The sequence below is a fragment of the Lutimonas halocynthiae genome (assembly GCF_030409835.1).
Classification (GTDB): Bacteria; Bacteroidota; Bacteroidia; order Flavobacteriales; family Flavobacteriaceae; genus Lutimonas; species Lutimonas halocynthiae.
On record NZ_JAUFQO010000003.1, the window covers coordinates 85330 to 99573 of the forward strand.

Annotated in this window: 15 protein-coding genes; 6 read left to right on the top strand and 9 right to left on the bottom strand. The window is 36.9% G+C overall.

All coding sequences use genetic code 11. From position 1 onward, the window contains the following. Positions 1–6: 6 nt before the first annotated feature. Positions 7–435, bottom strand: a complete 429-nt coding sequence (locus QWY87_RS04900; RefSeq protein WP_290288936.1) for a DUF6526 family protein — start codon at positions 433–435, stop codon at positions 7–9. A 252-nt stretch (positions 436–687) separates the two neighbouring features. Here QWY87_RS04900 and QWY87_RS04905 point away from each other — a divergent pair, with 252 nt between their 5' ends. Next, complete coding sequence (locus QWY87_RS04905) at positions 688–1335, top strand: DinB family protein (RefSeq protein WP_290288938.1); 648 nt, start codon at positions 688–690, stop codon at positions 1333–1335. On the opposite strand, the gene QWY87_RS04910 is transcribed toward QWY87_RS04905, so the two are convergent. From QWY87_RS04910 to QWY87_RS04945, 8 genes are read right to left on the bottom strand one after another with little or no spacing between them, the layout of a single operon-like run. Beyond that, positions 1332–2231 carry a diacylglycerol/lipid kinase family protein gene (locus QWY87_RS04910; RefSeq protein WP_290288939.1) on the bottom strand — a complete coding sequence of 300 codons (900 nt, stop codon included), beginning with the start codon at positions 2229–2231 and terminating at the stop codon, positions 1332–1334. The two genes, QWY87_RS04905 and QWY87_RS04910, sit on opposite strands and share 4 nt — an antisense overlap. Positions 2232–2242: 11 nt before the next feature. Continuing rightward, on the bottom strand, positions 2243–3142 hold the full coding sequence (locus QWY87_RS04915) for a phosphatidate phosphatase App1 family protein (protein WP_290288940.1): 900 nt from the start codon (positions 3140–3142) through the stop codon (positions 2243–2245). A gap of 13 nt (positions 3143–3155) precedes the next feature. Continuing rightward, complete coding sequence (locus tag QWY87_RS04920) at positions 3156–4505, bottom strand: hypothetical protein (RefSeq protein WP_290288942.1); 1350 nt, start codon at positions 4503–4505, stop codon at positions 3156–3158. Next, a complete protein-coding gene (locus QWY87_RS04925; protein WP_290288944.1) occupies positions 4499–6226 on the bottom strand; it encodes a VWA domain-containing protein in 1728 nt (575 codons plus the stop codon). Before QWY87_RS04925 ends, QWY87_RS04920 begins: the two co-directional genes overlap by 7 nt. Next, a complete protein-coding gene (locus QWY87_RS04930; RefSeq protein WP_290288946.1) occupies positions 6223–7224 on the bottom strand; it encodes a VWA domain-containing protein in 1002 nt (333 codons plus the stop codon). The genes QWY87_RS04925 and QWY87_RS04930 overlap by 4 nt, the downstream gene beginning before the upstream one ends. Continuing rightward, positions 7217–7747: a DUF4381 domain-containing protein gene (locus tag QWY87_RS04935; RefSeq protein WP_290288948.1), complete on the bottom strand. Its 531-nt coding sequence runs from the start codon at positions 7745–7747 to the stop codon at positions 7217–7219. Before QWY87_RS04935 ends, QWY87_RS04930 begins: the two co-directional genes overlap by 8 nt. Then, the gene (locus QWY87_RS04940) at positions 7744–8679 is read right to left on the bottom strand and encodes a DUF58 domain-containing protein (protein WP_290288950.1); all 936 of its coding nucleotides are present in this window, start codon (positions 8677–8679) and stop codon (positions 7744–7746) included. Before QWY87_RS04940 ends, QWY87_RS04935 begins: the two co-directional genes overlap by 4 nt. Positions 8680–8684: 5 nt before the next feature. Beyond that, entirely contained in the window at positions 8685–9647 is a 963-nt protein-coding gene (locus QWY87_RS04945) for an AAA family ATPase (RefSeq protein ID WP_290288951.1), read from the bottom strand. A gap of 189 nt (positions 9648–9836) precedes the next feature. Here QWY87_RS04945 and QWY87_RS04950 point away from each other — a divergent pair, with 189 nt between their 5' ends. The 5 genes from QWY87_RS04950 (at position 9837) to QWY87_RS04970 (ending at position 14225) form a co-directional block, all read left to right on the top strand. Beyond that, positions 9837–10031, top strand: a complete 195-nt coding sequence (locus QWY87_RS04950; protein ID WP_290288952.1) for a cold-shock protein — start codon at positions 9837–9839, stop codon at positions 10029–10031. Between the two features lie 124 nt (positions 10032–10155). After that, positions 10156–11322 carry a glycoside hydrolase family 53 protein gene (locus QWY87_RS04955; RefSeq protein ID WP_290288954.1) on the top strand — a complete coding sequence of 389 codons (1167 nt, stop codon included), beginning with the start codon at positions 10156–10158 and terminating at the stop codon, positions 11320–11322. A 19-nt stretch (positions 11323–11341) separates the two neighbouring features. After that, on the top strand, positions 11342–12688 hold the full coding sequence (locus QWY87_RS04960; protein WP_290288956.1) for a polysaccharide deacetylase family protein: 1347 nt from the start codon (positions 11342–11344) through the stop codon (positions 12686–12688). Positions 12689–12768: 80 nt separating this feature from the next. After that, positions 12769–13533: a creatininase family protein gene (locus QWY87_RS04965; RefSeq protein ID WP_290288958.1), complete on the top strand. Its 765-nt coding sequence runs from the start codon at positions 12769–12771 to the stop codon at positions 13531–13533. Between the two features lie 101 nt (positions 13534–13634). Further along, positions 13635–14225, top strand: a complete 591-nt coding sequence (locus QWY87_RS04970) for a hypothetical protein (protein ID WP_290288987.1) — start codon at positions 13635–13637, stop codon at positions 14223–14225. Positions 14226–14244 lie beyond the last annotated feature (19 nt).

Genomic DNA, 14244 nt, shown 5'->3' on the forward strand with positions numbered 1-14244 from the left:
AGTTGATTAAACTCTGTAAAGATCTGCTCGCCAGGTTTTAACTGATTTTTTTATGTCTTTTTCTGTCATTTTTTCTTTGATTGCCTTTTTAACCAAAATCGGGAACTCTTCATCTGAAGCAAATCTTAATCCGATAGTTTGGCGCATCGTTAATTCATTTGGTAAAGGTTCTTTTGTAAGCAGATAGTGTCTAAAATTCTCTTCAGCTCGAATCGCTCTATCTTGGGCTTTTAGTGAAAATACTCTTGCATAAAAAGTAGTAAACAGGAGGATAGTTGAACCAAATGTTATCAGTGATGCTGAATAAAGTCCTTCATGTGAGGTGTTTACTAAATTAACAATTGATCCAATAACCAAGATTAGCGAACCCAAAAGGGCTATAAAATGATAGGCCGGAACTAACCGAGCATGATTGCCGTAATTTTGATGCTTCATTATTTGTGTTTTAAATTATTTCTTAAAAGGTGTTCGTTTTAATTCACTGTGGAAGATAAGTTTATTTTGTCAAAAATTTTATAGAGCCCCATTCATTTTTTTTTGATTGCTTAAAATGAATTATTTTAGAGAAATCAACAATTAATACTCAACAGTTCATTCAGAATACGTTGATCGCATACCTATCATTTATAATGGAATAAACAGATCATTTTTAATTTAAGTAATAAAAGTTATAATCACTCCTTAATTATGAAAAACCAAACCAAACAAAACCGACGTAATTTTATCAAACAAACTTCTGTCCTGACAGCCGGCATTGGAATCATTCCAATGCTGAATTATGCGAATACCCAAACTGAGCTTCCACCTGATAATATGTATTTAATCGGGCCAAGAGAAGGGTATTCACCTCAGGTTGGGACCTTATTATCAACTATGACTATGATGCGCGCCTGGTTGATCGATTCAGTGAAAGAACTTAGTATAGAGGAGCTTGATTTCCAATTAGACGAAAAGTCAAATTCTATAGGAGCGATGCTATGGCACCTTGCTGCTACCGAAAAATATTACCAATTGAACACTTTTGATGAAATGGAATGGGGAACCTGGAGCGATGATATTAAAAAAGAATGGGATGTGCCAATGGGTTTAGGGGAAAAAGGAAGAGAGCAGATTAAAGGACATAGTGTCGATTTTTATCTTGAAAAATTGGAGCAGGTTAGGGCAGTGACTGAAAAGGAATTCGCAAAAAGAGATGATGAATGGATCATGAAATCAGAACCGTTTTTTCGTGACCAACCAACTAATAATTACTGCAAATGGTTTCACGTTTGTGAACATGAATCAAATCATCGCGGACAAATTAAGTTTCTATCGAAGCGATTTCCAAAAAGTTAATTCTTATAATAACTATTGTCTTTGGTTGTAATAAATTTTACGGCACTTTTTAATAATTCTACTTGAAGCTTTTCATATTTTTGAATGACTTCCCCATCGAGTTGTAATAACCTGGGCTCATCAAAAATAATTTCAGCTTTGTCAGTCTGAATAACGGTACTTGTCTGAGCATGATGGAATTTTTCATCCAGCGCGGCGAGGCCAGCTGCAATAAGAGAAACGGTGTCAACTTTTTCAATGAGGACTATTTCAAATTTCCCATCCATTGGGTTTCCAATAACATTTAACGGAACACCTGTGCCATATTTTCTGGCATTACAAATAGCAGTCATTAAGGCCTTTGATTCAACCTTTTTTCCGTTAGCATTAACGGTCACATTAAAAGGTTTCAATCGGGTCATTTCTTCAATGAAGTATTTTGCATAGGTTGCCATACCTCTGTTTTTGTCTTGTTCATAGGAATCCACAATGCTTGCATTGATGCCAACATCTCCAATATGAAGCGTGTAGTGCTCATTATTGATAAGAATCATGTCTAATCCTCCTACAATTTCTGAAAGAATCATGTCTTTTAAGGCCTCGATCGGATTTGAATTCACAAAGAGTTCTGTGGCCATTCCATTGGCTGAGCCTAAGGGAATAATACCCATAGGGTAGTCTGAGTTTAAAAGTAGAATCGCTACAAAAAGCGTGGTTCCATCACCTCCCACAGAAGCTATCTTGTCAGGTTTAAATGAATCAATAGCTTGTTTTGCCATTTCTTCATCATGTTGCCCTGTTGTTTTAAAAATTTTAAAGACGATGCCGTATTTTTCACACAGTTTAGATGCCTTTCTTAAAAAGGGTTCTTTATCCACACCTCCGGATATTGGGTTTACAATGAAAAGTAATTTCATAATTTAGAATGTTAGTTGGTTTCCAGGTCCTTATTTGTGAAATATGATGCATCAACACCAGATGCAATAAGGTTATTCCAGTTTTTTGTTTGTTTTGAACTTCTTTTGTTATTTGTTTGACGGATAAATACCTTGGAGATTTGTCTACCGTATTTTTTTACTATTTGAGTATAAACCTCCATGTCGGCCTGTGTATCATCACCGATTAAAACCACAGGTAGGTCTTTGCTGCGATCCAAAATAAAGCAAATAGATTTAAATTTAAAAGCCGGGTCTTTTGTGTTGCTGATCAATTCAGATACACTAAGATACGGCGTTAAGAATAATGGGCCAAGAGGCAAGCTGTGATGCATAAGAAATTCAGCAATAAGTCGAACAAGATTGAATTCACTTTTTGAGACATAGAAAAAAGAAGCGTTTTTCTTCAGCAATATTTGATAAATACCATTTGTGGATGGAATAAGTTCGCGCCTATGGCCACGATAAAAAAGAGTGGTAAACATTCTTTTTAGATAAGTCTGGGTATATGATCTCATGATGGTATCATCAATGTCAGAAATAACAAGCTGCTCTGTTTTTGAATTTTTAAAAAAGACAGGATAGTTTTGATGGATTGGAATTTCTTCCTGATCTGAAGTGTATACCAAGATGTCATTTTCAATGTCTCTTTCAATTGTAAATGAAAAACTTCCTTTTTGATCCGTTGTAGTTTCTATCACCTGTTCGTCAATCTTAACGACAATTATTTTATTTGCAAAAGGTTTTTTAAAATAGCCGGCAATTGTTTGGGATGCGTTTCTCAGAATTCCTGAAGATGCGTTTTTATAGCTTAACTTTCCTTGCAGAATAAGACCAGTCACAACTGTTTGTGCGTTGAATTGAACCGAAGATAAATGCCATAGATAGGCCATTGATTAGTTTTTATTAAGGGTTGATCCAGTCGCCTGATTTCGTAATTGAAATTTGATTGGTTGTTTTTAAATATTTTTTCCTGGCCATTTTTATATCTTCAACATGCAATAATGGATCAAATGGCTTATCAAGGGATGTTTGTCTTATGCCTGAGATAAAAAGATCGCTGCCGTACGCTGAGGCAAAGTACGTAAGTGTTGGTTCTTTAAGATGCAATCGATCTATCCATAGGTAAAGCGCATTAACAGCCTCCTTTTTATTTTTGTTTGAAACTTGCTTAAGGAAGATTTTAAAAAAATGCTGTTCTGATGCTAAAGCTTCCAATCTTTGCTGTTTCCATTTAGCAAGTAGTCCTTTACTTATTAAAAGCCATTTTAAAAATTTATAAATAAGGTAGGTACAAATCAGTAATAAAATGAGATATATTAAAAAATCCTTCAATGACAGGCCAAATATTTTCATAGCTTCATCGTCAGAAGATGCTTCGCTAATTTCCTGATTGTCTGTTTGAAGAGAATCTTTAACAGTTTCCAGCATGCCTAAATCAGGGTTGGGCAATACATCTATAGTTTTTTCTTTTAAGGTGCGCTTTAATAATTTATTTTGATTTGGATTCCACCAGGTAATCGTAATCTCAGGAAGTGTAACTGTTCCTTCTTTTTCAAACAAATACCTGACGCCTTCTGTTCTTGCTGCGCTTATTGCTGATTTAGTCTTTTCCGTATTAATGGAAGATCTTGTAGGATAGATACTTACGCCCTGAATGCTGTCCCAGATTACAGGAGGGATGAGTTCGGATACAGTTCCATAGACTTTCCTAAACACAGTTCTTTGAACAACATCTCCAACCTTTACGGTCTTTAAGTCACCTTGCCATGATTCATTGACGCTTACATTATTAGCTACAAGCCAATTATTTGCATTATACCCATTGGGTACAGCTTTTACGGCAATGTTCCGTGACTTGGTTTTGACGCTTCTTTTTATGCCCTTAAAATCACCTTCATTAGGCGTTTCAACTACCATGTCAAGAGAAGGAAATATCAAATCTTCATCATCATAAGGAAACACATTGTAAATGGCTACAACTCCGGCATAATTCTTACCATTAATTGTTTTTGACATTGAGACAGATCGAAAATAAACCGTAAAGGCTCCGTTGACCTTGATATTACCAAAATTTACACCTTGTGTAAACCAAGTAGGGGTAAAAATACCGACACTTACCTCAACAGGCTGGCCCACATATACGCTCTTGCGATTGATACTTACTTCGCTGAGAACATTATTTTGGGCAAAACCAATGGCTGCCTGAAATAACAAGAGTAAAATGATTATATGTTTTTTTGTAAAACTTACCATGTTATTTCTTTGTTACGTGCTTTCAGCTTTTGGGTCTTTGCCTGATGTTTGAATTTTCGTTTTAAAAACAAGGCAGGATCATCATCAACTTTCCGCATTAAAACCTTTTGAGAATTTTCACTATTGCCTGATTCAAAATCTGGTGGTACTTCATCCATTTCCTTTCCGGTTCTCATATCTGTGCCAACCGTTTCTTCTTTTCTCTCCTTCTTCATATCCTCATCAGTAGCTTTCTGTCCGCCACCTCCTAAGTCTTCACTATCCTTGTTCTGAATATTCTGTGCACTTTCTTTATTGGGCGCAGCTTCCTCTGCTTCCTCGGCTGAGGCCGGATCTATTTCAGTGATTAACTGATTCATTAAAGCTTTATTTTTAGCTGCCTCCTCAAATTCAGGATCTAATTCTGAAGCTTTGCCAAAAGCGAGTTCTGCCGCTTCATAATCTCCATTTTTATAATAGGATAGCCCTAAATTATAGGCTCCTGTGGCAGTTGAATCTTTTTCAAATGCTTCAATGGCTTTTTCATAATCTCCGCTTTTATACCAGGCTACTCCTTCGTGTAGCGGATCAGAATAGAGTTCAGCAGCTTCATGATACGCATCTTTGTCATAGGCTTGTTGGGCCTGATAATCTTTGGTTAGCCACAAGTCTTTGAATTTAGATTCTTTGTTACAAGAACCAAACGTAACAAGAATGAGAAAAGAATAGAGAACCCAGCCTTTTCTAAACCAAAATAACAGAAATATAGCCAAAGGAATCACAAGCCAAAGCCCTTCATCTTTCCAATTATTTTCTTTTTCTTCAACTGCTTCTGTGAATTGAAGGTTTTTGCTAATATTTTTTGCCAGCAATTGCATGTCACTTTTATCAAGAGTCAAGGCGCTAATGCTTATGTTTTCAATTGATGCCAGCTTATTAATCACATTGGTTTCGAGAGATGAGTATACGATTTCTCCTGCAGCATCCCGTAACTGAGTATTCCTTTTTCCTGAAGGAATACTTGAGCCTTTGGCGGTATTCACAGGCATTATGACAACCTTATTCTTAGGATCCATTGCGAACTCCTGAATAAGATTAAAACTACTATCATTAAAATCATCTGAAACGATTAATGTGGTTCCGGGGGCAGTTGTTTTAGAAATGATCTTTTTGCATAATTCCAAAGCAGCTTGTAAATCACTGCCAGGAATAGGCATTATGTCTGGAGAGAGACTCTTTACGTGACTTTTAATGATATTATAATCCTTGGTCAGAGGAACTACGGTATGAGCCGATCCGGCATAAGCGATCAATGCAACATTGGCTCCTGGCTTGGCTTCTAACAAGTCAGAAATCTTGAATTTGGCACGCTCAAGTCTTGAGGGTTGAATATCAGTTGCCATCATGCTTTGTGATAAATCTAACAAGATCACAAAAGGGGTTTCCAATACTTTTTCAGGTAATTCAATTTGTCTCCATGTAGGGCCGGCGCTTCCTAAAACGGCCATGGAAAGCACTAAGAATAATCCAATATGCATCCATTTCTTGATTTTGTCACTGCCCTTTTGAATCATAAAAGGCCTTAAATGCGGCGCGATCACGTGCTTCCATTTAATCGATTCTCTCAGCCCTAACAAGCCAATAATCAATAAAATCAGAACAGGTGTTAACAACCAAAGAAGTTGTGGTCTTAGAAAATGAAAATCGTCCCAATTGATATATAAAAGTGAATCCTCCATCATAAATCAGATTTGGTTTTTACACTTCTACTTAATGAAATGCTGCCGAGGATAAGGGATAAAACCAGAGCGAGTCCTATGGCCCCGAGCAGTGGATATATATAAAGCAATGTAACAGGGGTAAAGGATTCTTCCTCGAACTCGATAGGCTCAAGTTTGTCTAATTCTGTATATACCTGTTCTAGATTGTCTGTGTCAATAGCTCTGAAATAAGTAGCTTCAGTTAATTCGGCAATTTCTCTCAGGGTTTTTTCGTCGAGATCCGATCCTGAGTTTTCAGGATTTCCAATGCCTAAGGTGTATACATGAATACTATCCTTCCTGGCCATATCAGCCGCATCTAAAGGCAGAATTTCTGTACCTGAATCAACCCCATCTGTTAAAACCAGCATCACTTTGGTTTTGATCGTATCCTGGTCAAACATTTCTATTCCTTTTACAATGGCCTTCCCTATATTGGTCATTTGACCAGCCATTCCCACATCGGCTTCGTCGAGAAGCTGGTCAACGGTGCTGAGATCAGAAGTAAATGGTGCCTGAATATATGCGCTTGAACCAAAAAAGATAAGACCCATTCTGTCTCCAGTTCTTTTAGAGATGAATTCATGCATAACGCTTTTTACAGCTTGCCATCGAGTTGCTCTTTTCCCTTCAAGATACCAGTCATTATTCGCCATGCTAAATGAAATATCAGCAACAATCAGAAAGTTTCTGGAAGTTTTGATTTTAAGCTCTGGTTCACCAACAAGACGCGGAGAAGAAAGCGTTGCTAATAATAAGGCCCAGATGATAAAAAGAGCGACTGAAACAATACGATTTCTTGGTTTTACCAGCGCTGATTTTTTTGATTTAACTCCTGATATGACTTCAGTCTTACTCAAATTAGGAACAAGCAATGCCGCGCTTTTAATTCTAAGCGGGGGAAGCAGCCAAATCACAAGAAATGGCAGCGGGAGTAAAAACAATACCCATTTATAGGCTAGTTCAAAATTCTCAGGCATGTGTCTGTATCCATTTTTTTGATTGAGATATGAGTTCAATAACTACTGTTTCAGGAACTTTTTCTTCTTTATATACCGCGCGGTAAATGTCTTCTTCATATTTGTTAAACGATACATTTGCAGCTTTGCTTTCTAAAAATGTTAGCCATTCGCTACCATGCATTGCCGCGACTTCATGACGGCCATAAGTCTCAAAAGCTACAATTTTTAAAAGGGCAAATACATGGTTAAGAGTGAGGTAATTAACTCCTTTTGGGTTTGTATTTTCTATTTGATTCAACTTTTCAATAGCATCTCTTCTGTAGGCGTTTTTTTGATAATTCTTAATGACGCTGATAAGTAACAGGCAGCCTAAAATAAAAATAACCCCTCCAAGAAAATACCATCCAGGCGTATCAAATGAAAAGCTGATTGGGTCGGGCTCAATAAGAGGCCCAGGATCACTTTGTCGGGGATCCTGATTTGTCTCAGCCATTTGAATCAAATAGCTAGTCAAAGTTATCAAAAGAGCATTTACATTCATCTTTTATTACTTTTGAATAATTCCTTCAATTGTACATCAGTATCCTTTACAGTATCTATAGAGGTTACCGGAATCCGATGCTTTTTCATCTGTTCTTTAAATTTTTCAAAATCATCATTGAAGGTGTTCTCAAATCGATCTCGTAATTTTCTTTCCGCCCCGTCTAGCAATAGTTGCCGTTTCGTGTCACCAGCAATAATTTTGGTTTCAGGAATCATCTTTTCCATAGGATCATATACTTTCGTAAGGATTACATCATTGTGCAAAGACAAGCGGCTGATAAACTTTATTAAATCAGGGTTGTATCTATGGAAATCACTTATGATTACCACCAGAAAATCGTGCGTCACAATATTCTTGACTTTAGAAAGTACGGTATTGAGCGCTTTGTCAAATTCCATGGGTTCTGAATCAATCAACTCTCGATTTCTAGTAACGATTTTTTCTAAAAAACGAAGGATATTCTTCCGATCTCTTTTAGGATAAATGATGTCAATACCATTATCAGCAAATACTACACCACCAACGCGATCTCCTTCTTTCAGTACTTTAAATGCTGTTAAAGCTGCAATTTCTGCAGCAACAACTGATTTTGTCTTTTTTTGAGATCCGAAAAACATCGATTTTGATTGGTCTACAATAATCAGAGCCGGTTTTTCCTTCTCTTCGCTGTAGACCCTTGTGTGCGTTTTTTGAGTTCTGGCCGTTACTTTCCAATCAATATTCCGGATGTCATCACCTGGCACATAATTTCTAACTTCCTCAAAGTCAAGACCCCGACCTCGAAGTTTAGAAGCGTGTTTTCCTCCTAAAATACTTCTCACCTTTTGTTTACTCGCTAAAAAGCTAAAGCCACGAGAAAGGTGTTCCATCTTTAAGAGGTCATTTAATGAAACAAAGATATTGCTGGGATATTTTTTTGAATCAGCCATTACGATCAGGCTATAACAGCTACTTGTTGAAGTATTTCATCAATAACTTTATCCGCAGTAATTCCGTCAGCATTGGCTTCATAACTTAATATGAGCCTGTGTCGTAAACAATCATGGACTACAGCTCTGATATTATCCGGGCTTACATGGTCATTTCCATGCATCCATGCATGTGTTCTACTGGCACGATCAATGGCGATACTACCTCTGGGGCTCGCGCCAAAATCAATCCAGTTTCTCAGCTCCTCGGTATACTTTTCTGGATAACGGGTTGCTGAAATAATGTCGACGATATACTTTTCCATTGTTTCAGAAATGGGGATCTTTTCAATTTCTTTTCTAGCATCAAATATGATTGTTGGAGACAATCTTTTTTCCTCTTTCTTTTCTTTGGATTGCTCCTCTCGATTTAACCTCATAATTTTTAATTCAGATGCATCATCAGGGTAATCGATCATGACGTGCATTAAAAATCGATCCATTTGAGCTTCAGGAAGGGGATAGGTGCCTTCTTGTTCAACCGGATTTTGTGTAGCCATTACCATAAAAAGAGGTTCCATTTTATAGGTTTTCCCGGCTACAGAAACTTGCCTTTCTTCCATTGCTTCCAAAAGAGCAGATTGGACTTTTGCCGGAGACCGGTTAATTTCATCAGCCAGGATCAGGTTACTAAAAATTGGTCCTTCTTGAAATATAAATTTTTCTTTTGCCTCAGGTTGGTAAATTTCAGTACCCGTAATGTCAGATGGTAAAAGATCTGGCGTAAACTGTATTCGGCTCAAACCACAATCCAGTTCTTTGGCTAAAGATTTAATAGCTCTGGTCTTGGCCAATCCGGGAAGACCTTCTAAAAGCATATTGCCATTGGCAAGAAGCACTAGAATTAGTCTTTCTATTAAATTAGACTGGCCAATAATTGAGACAGACATTTTATTCTGTAAGTGTAAAATTGATTCATGTGGGGTCATGGAAAATCGTGTTAAGAAGTAAATTAAAGATTCAATATTTTAAGGCTCATAAAGATAATGGAAAAAAGAATACTTTTTTTTAAGCGTCGTAAAATGATTGTTTGTCAATGCCCTAAAAAAATAATCTCTAAAAAAAAGTTATTTCATTAAAAAATAGTATCTTTGCATCAAAATTATAAATTATTTACAATGAATACAGGTAGAGTAAAATTCTTCAATGACGCTAAAGGATTCGGTTTCATAAGCGAGGAAGGAACAGGTAAAGAACATTTTGTACACGTTTCAGGACTTGTAGACGAAATTCGTGAGAATGACGAAGTAGAGTTTGAACTAGAACAAGGAAAAAAAGGATTAAATGCAGTTAACGTAAGAGTTATCTCATAATAAAGAATTTTTTTACACTAAAAAAGCCCATCAGAAGATGGGCTTTTTTTTTGATATTAACTACCTTTGAAAACAGATCAGCTGAGATCTGATTTGGTCAGATTTATTTAATATAAATCAATCCATGATAAGAATAAGGATGATAAGTTTACTATTTATAGTCTTCACGACTTTGCTTTCGTGTGAAAGTAATGACCTGCCGCAGTCAGGGCCAGACCCAATAATACCTCCGGGGGCTGAAAATCCTGAAAATTCCAATACACAAACTGATTTCTATTATGGTGCTGATCTTTCATATGTTAATGAAATGATCGATTGTGGTGCGGTTTATCGAAATTCCCAAAATCTTGTTGAAGATCCCTATACTATTTTTAGTGATGCCGGTGCTAATTTGGTGCGTGTACGTTTATGGCATAACCCGAGCTGGACTGACTATTCGGATTACCAGGATGTACTGAAAACAATTAGAAGGGCAAAAGAAGAAGGCATGCAGGTATTATTGGATTTTCACTACTCAGATACCTGGACTGACCCTGCAAAACAGCAAATTCCTTCAGCCTGGGAAGATGCTTTTGATGATAAAGAGAAACTGGGGTCTTTGCTTTATGATTATACATTTAAAACACTTACTGATCTTTCTGAAGAAGGATTATTACCGGAAATAGTACAAGTGGGTAATGAAATCAACCCAATGATACTGCAGGGAGAAGAGTTGGTTTGGCCAATTGACTGGAGCAGAAATGCCTATTTAATCAATAAAGGCATAGAAGCAGTAAGGCAAGTTTCACAAGAACAGCAAAAAGAGATAGGAATCATGTTGCACATTGCCCAACCTGAGAATGCTTTATGGTGGTTCAAAGAAGCCACAGAAAACGGGATAAATGATTATGACTGGATAGGTTTATCATATTATCCGATATGGTCTGAATATGATCTGAATGAGGTTGGAAGTGCTTTTAAAACCTTAATTGACAATTATAAAAAGAGGTTGATGGTGGTTGAAACTGCTTATCCTTTTACGATGAATAATGCAGACTCCGCTAATAATATACTTGACAATAAGTCGCTGATTTCGGGTTATCCTGCCACGCAACAGGGGCAATTGGATTATCTTAATGAATTGAAAAAAAATATCCAGGATGCAGGTGGGGAAGGCCTTGTATACTGGGAGCCAGCTTGGGTGTCAACCCAATGTCATACGTTATGGGGTCAAGGTTCACATTGGGACAATGCCACTTTGTTTGACCAAGATTATAGGGCAAATAAGGCAATGGAGTTTTATAAGCATTGATTTTTTTAATCTAATAATTATGAGAAAGCATAAATTAATAAAGTTTATCCTAGTATCAATCATAAGCGGATTGCTTTTTACTGGCTGCACAAAAAAACTTGACCAACATATAGGGCAAACTGAAGTAACTAAATGGCAGGGGAACAAGAAAGCTGCTGTATCGATAACTTATGATGATGGTATTATTACACAATTTACCGTGGCCAGACCCATCATGAATAAATTGAACCTCCCGGGAACCTTTTTTATTCTAACTGGCAAGCTGGCTGGAGCTGCCGAGGGTAGATTTATTGGAAGATCAAAGGATGAAATTATTCGAGAAACCGCCTCGACGAAAACAGATGAAACTAATTTTTTTGAAAGAGCTTCTCTCATTGGGTTTACGGGTTTTAGTGAAGGCGTATTAGCCCATTCAAATGCAGGATCACTTTTTGAGGCAGGAAAGATTACTGAAGCGTATCAAAATATTGATACGGCCTATGAAAAATTGCGAAGAAGCCGCTTAAAAAACACCGAAGAAGTTGTGTATCACGATAACCCACAAGATACTACTAGGTGGGAAGATTTAAGAAAATATGCCACAGAAGGTCATGAAATAGCAAGTCATAGTATCACACATCCTAGGATGGCAGTATTAGACGAGGCCAACCTATTATATGAACTCGAACAGAGTAAAGCAGAGATATACAAGAATCTGGGTGAGCAGTACACATTTTCTGTCGAGTGCCCCTATGGAACAGAAAATGAGAGGGTAATGGAATACGCAAGATCAGTCTATCCCGCGCTGCGCAATCGAATGCCAGAGACTTATCTTGATGAAATAAATAGATCCAGTGATGATGACCCTGAGGTGTCTAAAAATGAATATGTGCAATGGCAACGGGGCCCCTTGACCAATTCGAGTATGGATCTAATGAAATCATGGATAGACAAATGTGTTGCTAACAATAATATTTGGCTGGTTCTTGTTTTTCATGGAGTGGATAATTTCGGTTGGGAACCCAAAACTGCTGGTGAATTGGAAACCTATTTCACTTATATAAAAGAGAACGAGAACAATCTCTGGGTGGCTACTTTTGCGGATGTGACTAAATATATCAGGGAAAGAAAAAGTATTGAGATAAGTAGCAAGGCTGAAGGGGATACAATCATATTGAATTTCACATCTGATCTTGATCCAGAAACTTATGACGTGCCTCTCACTTTGAAAACATATATTCCGAATAGTTGGGAGAAAGTTGAGATTAGAAATGCTGAAAATGTACTGATGGATGGAGTAGCTATTCACACGGATAAAACAGGAACTTATGTTTTATACTATATGATTCCTCAAAATGACAAGCTCTTTATATCGTCATTGAATTAATCAAAAGCCCAATATTTATTTCAAATTCATTTTCCAATTTTCTATTTAAGCACTATCTTAACCACATCCAAACCTAAACCATGAGACCCTATATTTTAGCCGAAACAAACTGGAAGCATTTAAAGAATGAAAAGATAGAATTGGCTGTATTACCCTGGGGAGCCACAGAAGCTCATAATTATCATTTACCCTATGCGACTGATAATATTGAATCAGATCATTTAGCGGCTGAATCGGCAAAATTAGCCTGGGATAAAGGAGCCAAGGTTATCGTGTTACCGACGATCCCTTTTGGTGTCAATACTGGGCAAAGCGATATCTACCTGGATATTAATCTAAATCCTTCAACTCAATTAGCAATTTTAAGAGATATAATTACAGTTCTCAATAGACAGGGTATTCACAAACTGTTGATTTTCAACAGTCATGGCGGCAATGATTTTAAAACCATGTTGAGGGAACTTGGTCTTGAATTCCCGGATATGTTCCTGGCATCTTCAAATTGGTTTCAAGCTATGGATCGGGCAGCTTATTTTGATTTGGACGGTGATCATGCAGAAGAAATGGAAACTAGTTTATTGTTGTATTTAAGACCTGATTTAGTATTGCCAAAAAAAGATTGGGGAGCGGGAAGAGAAAAAAAGCCTAAAATTGATTCTTTTAGAGAGAGTTGGTTGTGGACAGAAAGGAAATGGTCAAAAGTAACAGAAGATACTGGTATAGGCGATCCGAAATTAGCTACCCTGGAAAAGGGAAAGAAATTCTTTGAAGATGTGACGACAAAAATTGCAAAAGTGATGGTTCAAATTTGTCAGATGGATTCTAATAATAACTATGAAGACTAATTTATCTCAAATTATGAATAGTGATACTACAATCGTCTAAAAAACAATCAAATATTATATCTTAGCGCAAGATTTTATAACCAAACTTTAAAAAAATTCAAATGAAAAAATTCAAAATTTATTTTATTGCAATCGCAGCAATTATGTTGTTTAGCACTAACTCTTTTGCTCAGGAAAAAGCAGAAAGAAGAGAGGCACGTGAAAAATCGGAGCAAGTTACAATGCAAGGAACTGTTTCAGCCATCAACAAGGAAACAAGAGAAATCACTTTAATGTCTAAAGAAGGTGGCTTGGTTACTTTGACCGCTGGAGAAGAAATTGAACGATTTGACGAGATCGCGGTTGATGATGTAATGCAGTTTGATTATTATACATACATCAAAGCCGAATTTAGAGATCCTACGGCTGAAGAATTAGCTGAGCCTGTTCAAATAATGGCAGAAGGTGGAAAAGCCCCTGAAGGCATGGATCCAGCCGCTGTTATAGGTGCAATCGTAAAAGCTGTTGTGACGATAGAGGTTTTGAACAGACCTAATATGGTAGCAACTGTTAAAGGACCAAATGGAAACTATGTTTCTATCCCTATGGAAGATGAAAAGTTAATCACTGAATTAAAAATAGGTGAAGTATTTATTCTTACCTATGCTGAAGCAATGGCAGTCTCTTTAGAGAAAATATCAGTTACTGAATAGAAACTAATTAGTGAAAATT

Excerpts from the sequence above, each read along its gene's own strand:
- QWY87_RS04965 (WP_290288958.1), top strand. The coding sequence starts at position 12,769 with ATGAGACCCTATATTTTAGCCGAAACAAACTGGAAGCATTTAAAGAAT.
- QWY87_RS04960 (WP_290288956.1), top strand. The coding sequence starts at position 11,342 with ATGAGAAAGCATAAATTAATAAAGTTTATCCTAGTATCAATCATAAGC.
- QWY87_RS04915 (WP_290288940.1), bottom strand. The coding sequence starts at position 3,142 with ATGGCCTATCTATGGCATTTATCTTCGGTTCAATTCAACGCACAAACA.
- QWY87_RS04905 (WP_290288938.1), top strand. The coding sequence starts at position 688 with ATGAAAAACCAAACCAAACAAAACCGACGTAATTTTATCAAACAAACT.
- QWY87_RS04950 (WP_290288952.1), top strand. The coding sequence starts at position 9,837 with ATGAATACAGGTAGAGTAAAATTCTTCAATGACGCTAAAGGATTCGGT.
- QWY87_RS04940 (WP_290288950.1), bottom strand. The coding sequence starts at position 8,679 with ATGGCTGATTCAAAAAAATATCCCAGCAATATCTTTGTTTCATTAAAT.
- QWY87_RS04935 (WP_290288948.1), bottom strand. The coding sequence starts at position 7,747 with ATGAATGTAAATGCTCTTTTGATAACTTTGACTAGCTATTTGATTCAA.
- QWY87_RS04945 (WP_290288951.1), bottom strand. The coding sequence starts at position 9,647 with ATGACCCCACATGAATCAATTTTACACTTACAGAATAAAATGTCTGTC.
- QWY87_RS04925 (WP_290288944.1), bottom strand. The coding sequence starts at position 6,226 with ATGATGGAGGATTCACTTTTATATATCAATTGGGACGATTTTCATTTT.
- QWY87_RS04910 (WP_290288939.1), bottom strand. The coding sequence starts at position 2,231 with ATGAAATTACTTTTCATTGTAAACCCAATATCCGGAGGTGTGGATAAA.
- QWY87_RS04930 (WP_290288946.1), bottom strand. The coding sequence starts at position 7,224 with ATGCCTGAGAATTTTGAACTAGCCTATAAATGGGTATTGTTTTTACTC.
- QWY87_RS04900 (WP_290288936.1), bottom strand. The coding sequence starts at position 435 with ATGAAGCATCAAAATTACGGCAATCATGCTCGGTTAGTTCCGGCCTAT.
- QWY87_RS04970 (WP_290288987.1), top strand. The coding sequence starts at position 13,635 with ATGAAAAAATTCAAAATTTATTTTATTGCAATCGCAGCAATTATGTTG.
- QWY87_RS04920 (WP_290288942.1), bottom strand. The coding sequence starts at position 4,505 with ATGGTAAGTTTTACAAAAAAACATATAATCATTTTACTCTTGTTATTT.
- QWY87_RS04955 (WP_290288954.1), top strand. The coding sequence starts at position 10,156 with ATGATAAGAATAAGGATGATAAGTTTACTATTTATAGTCTTCACGACT.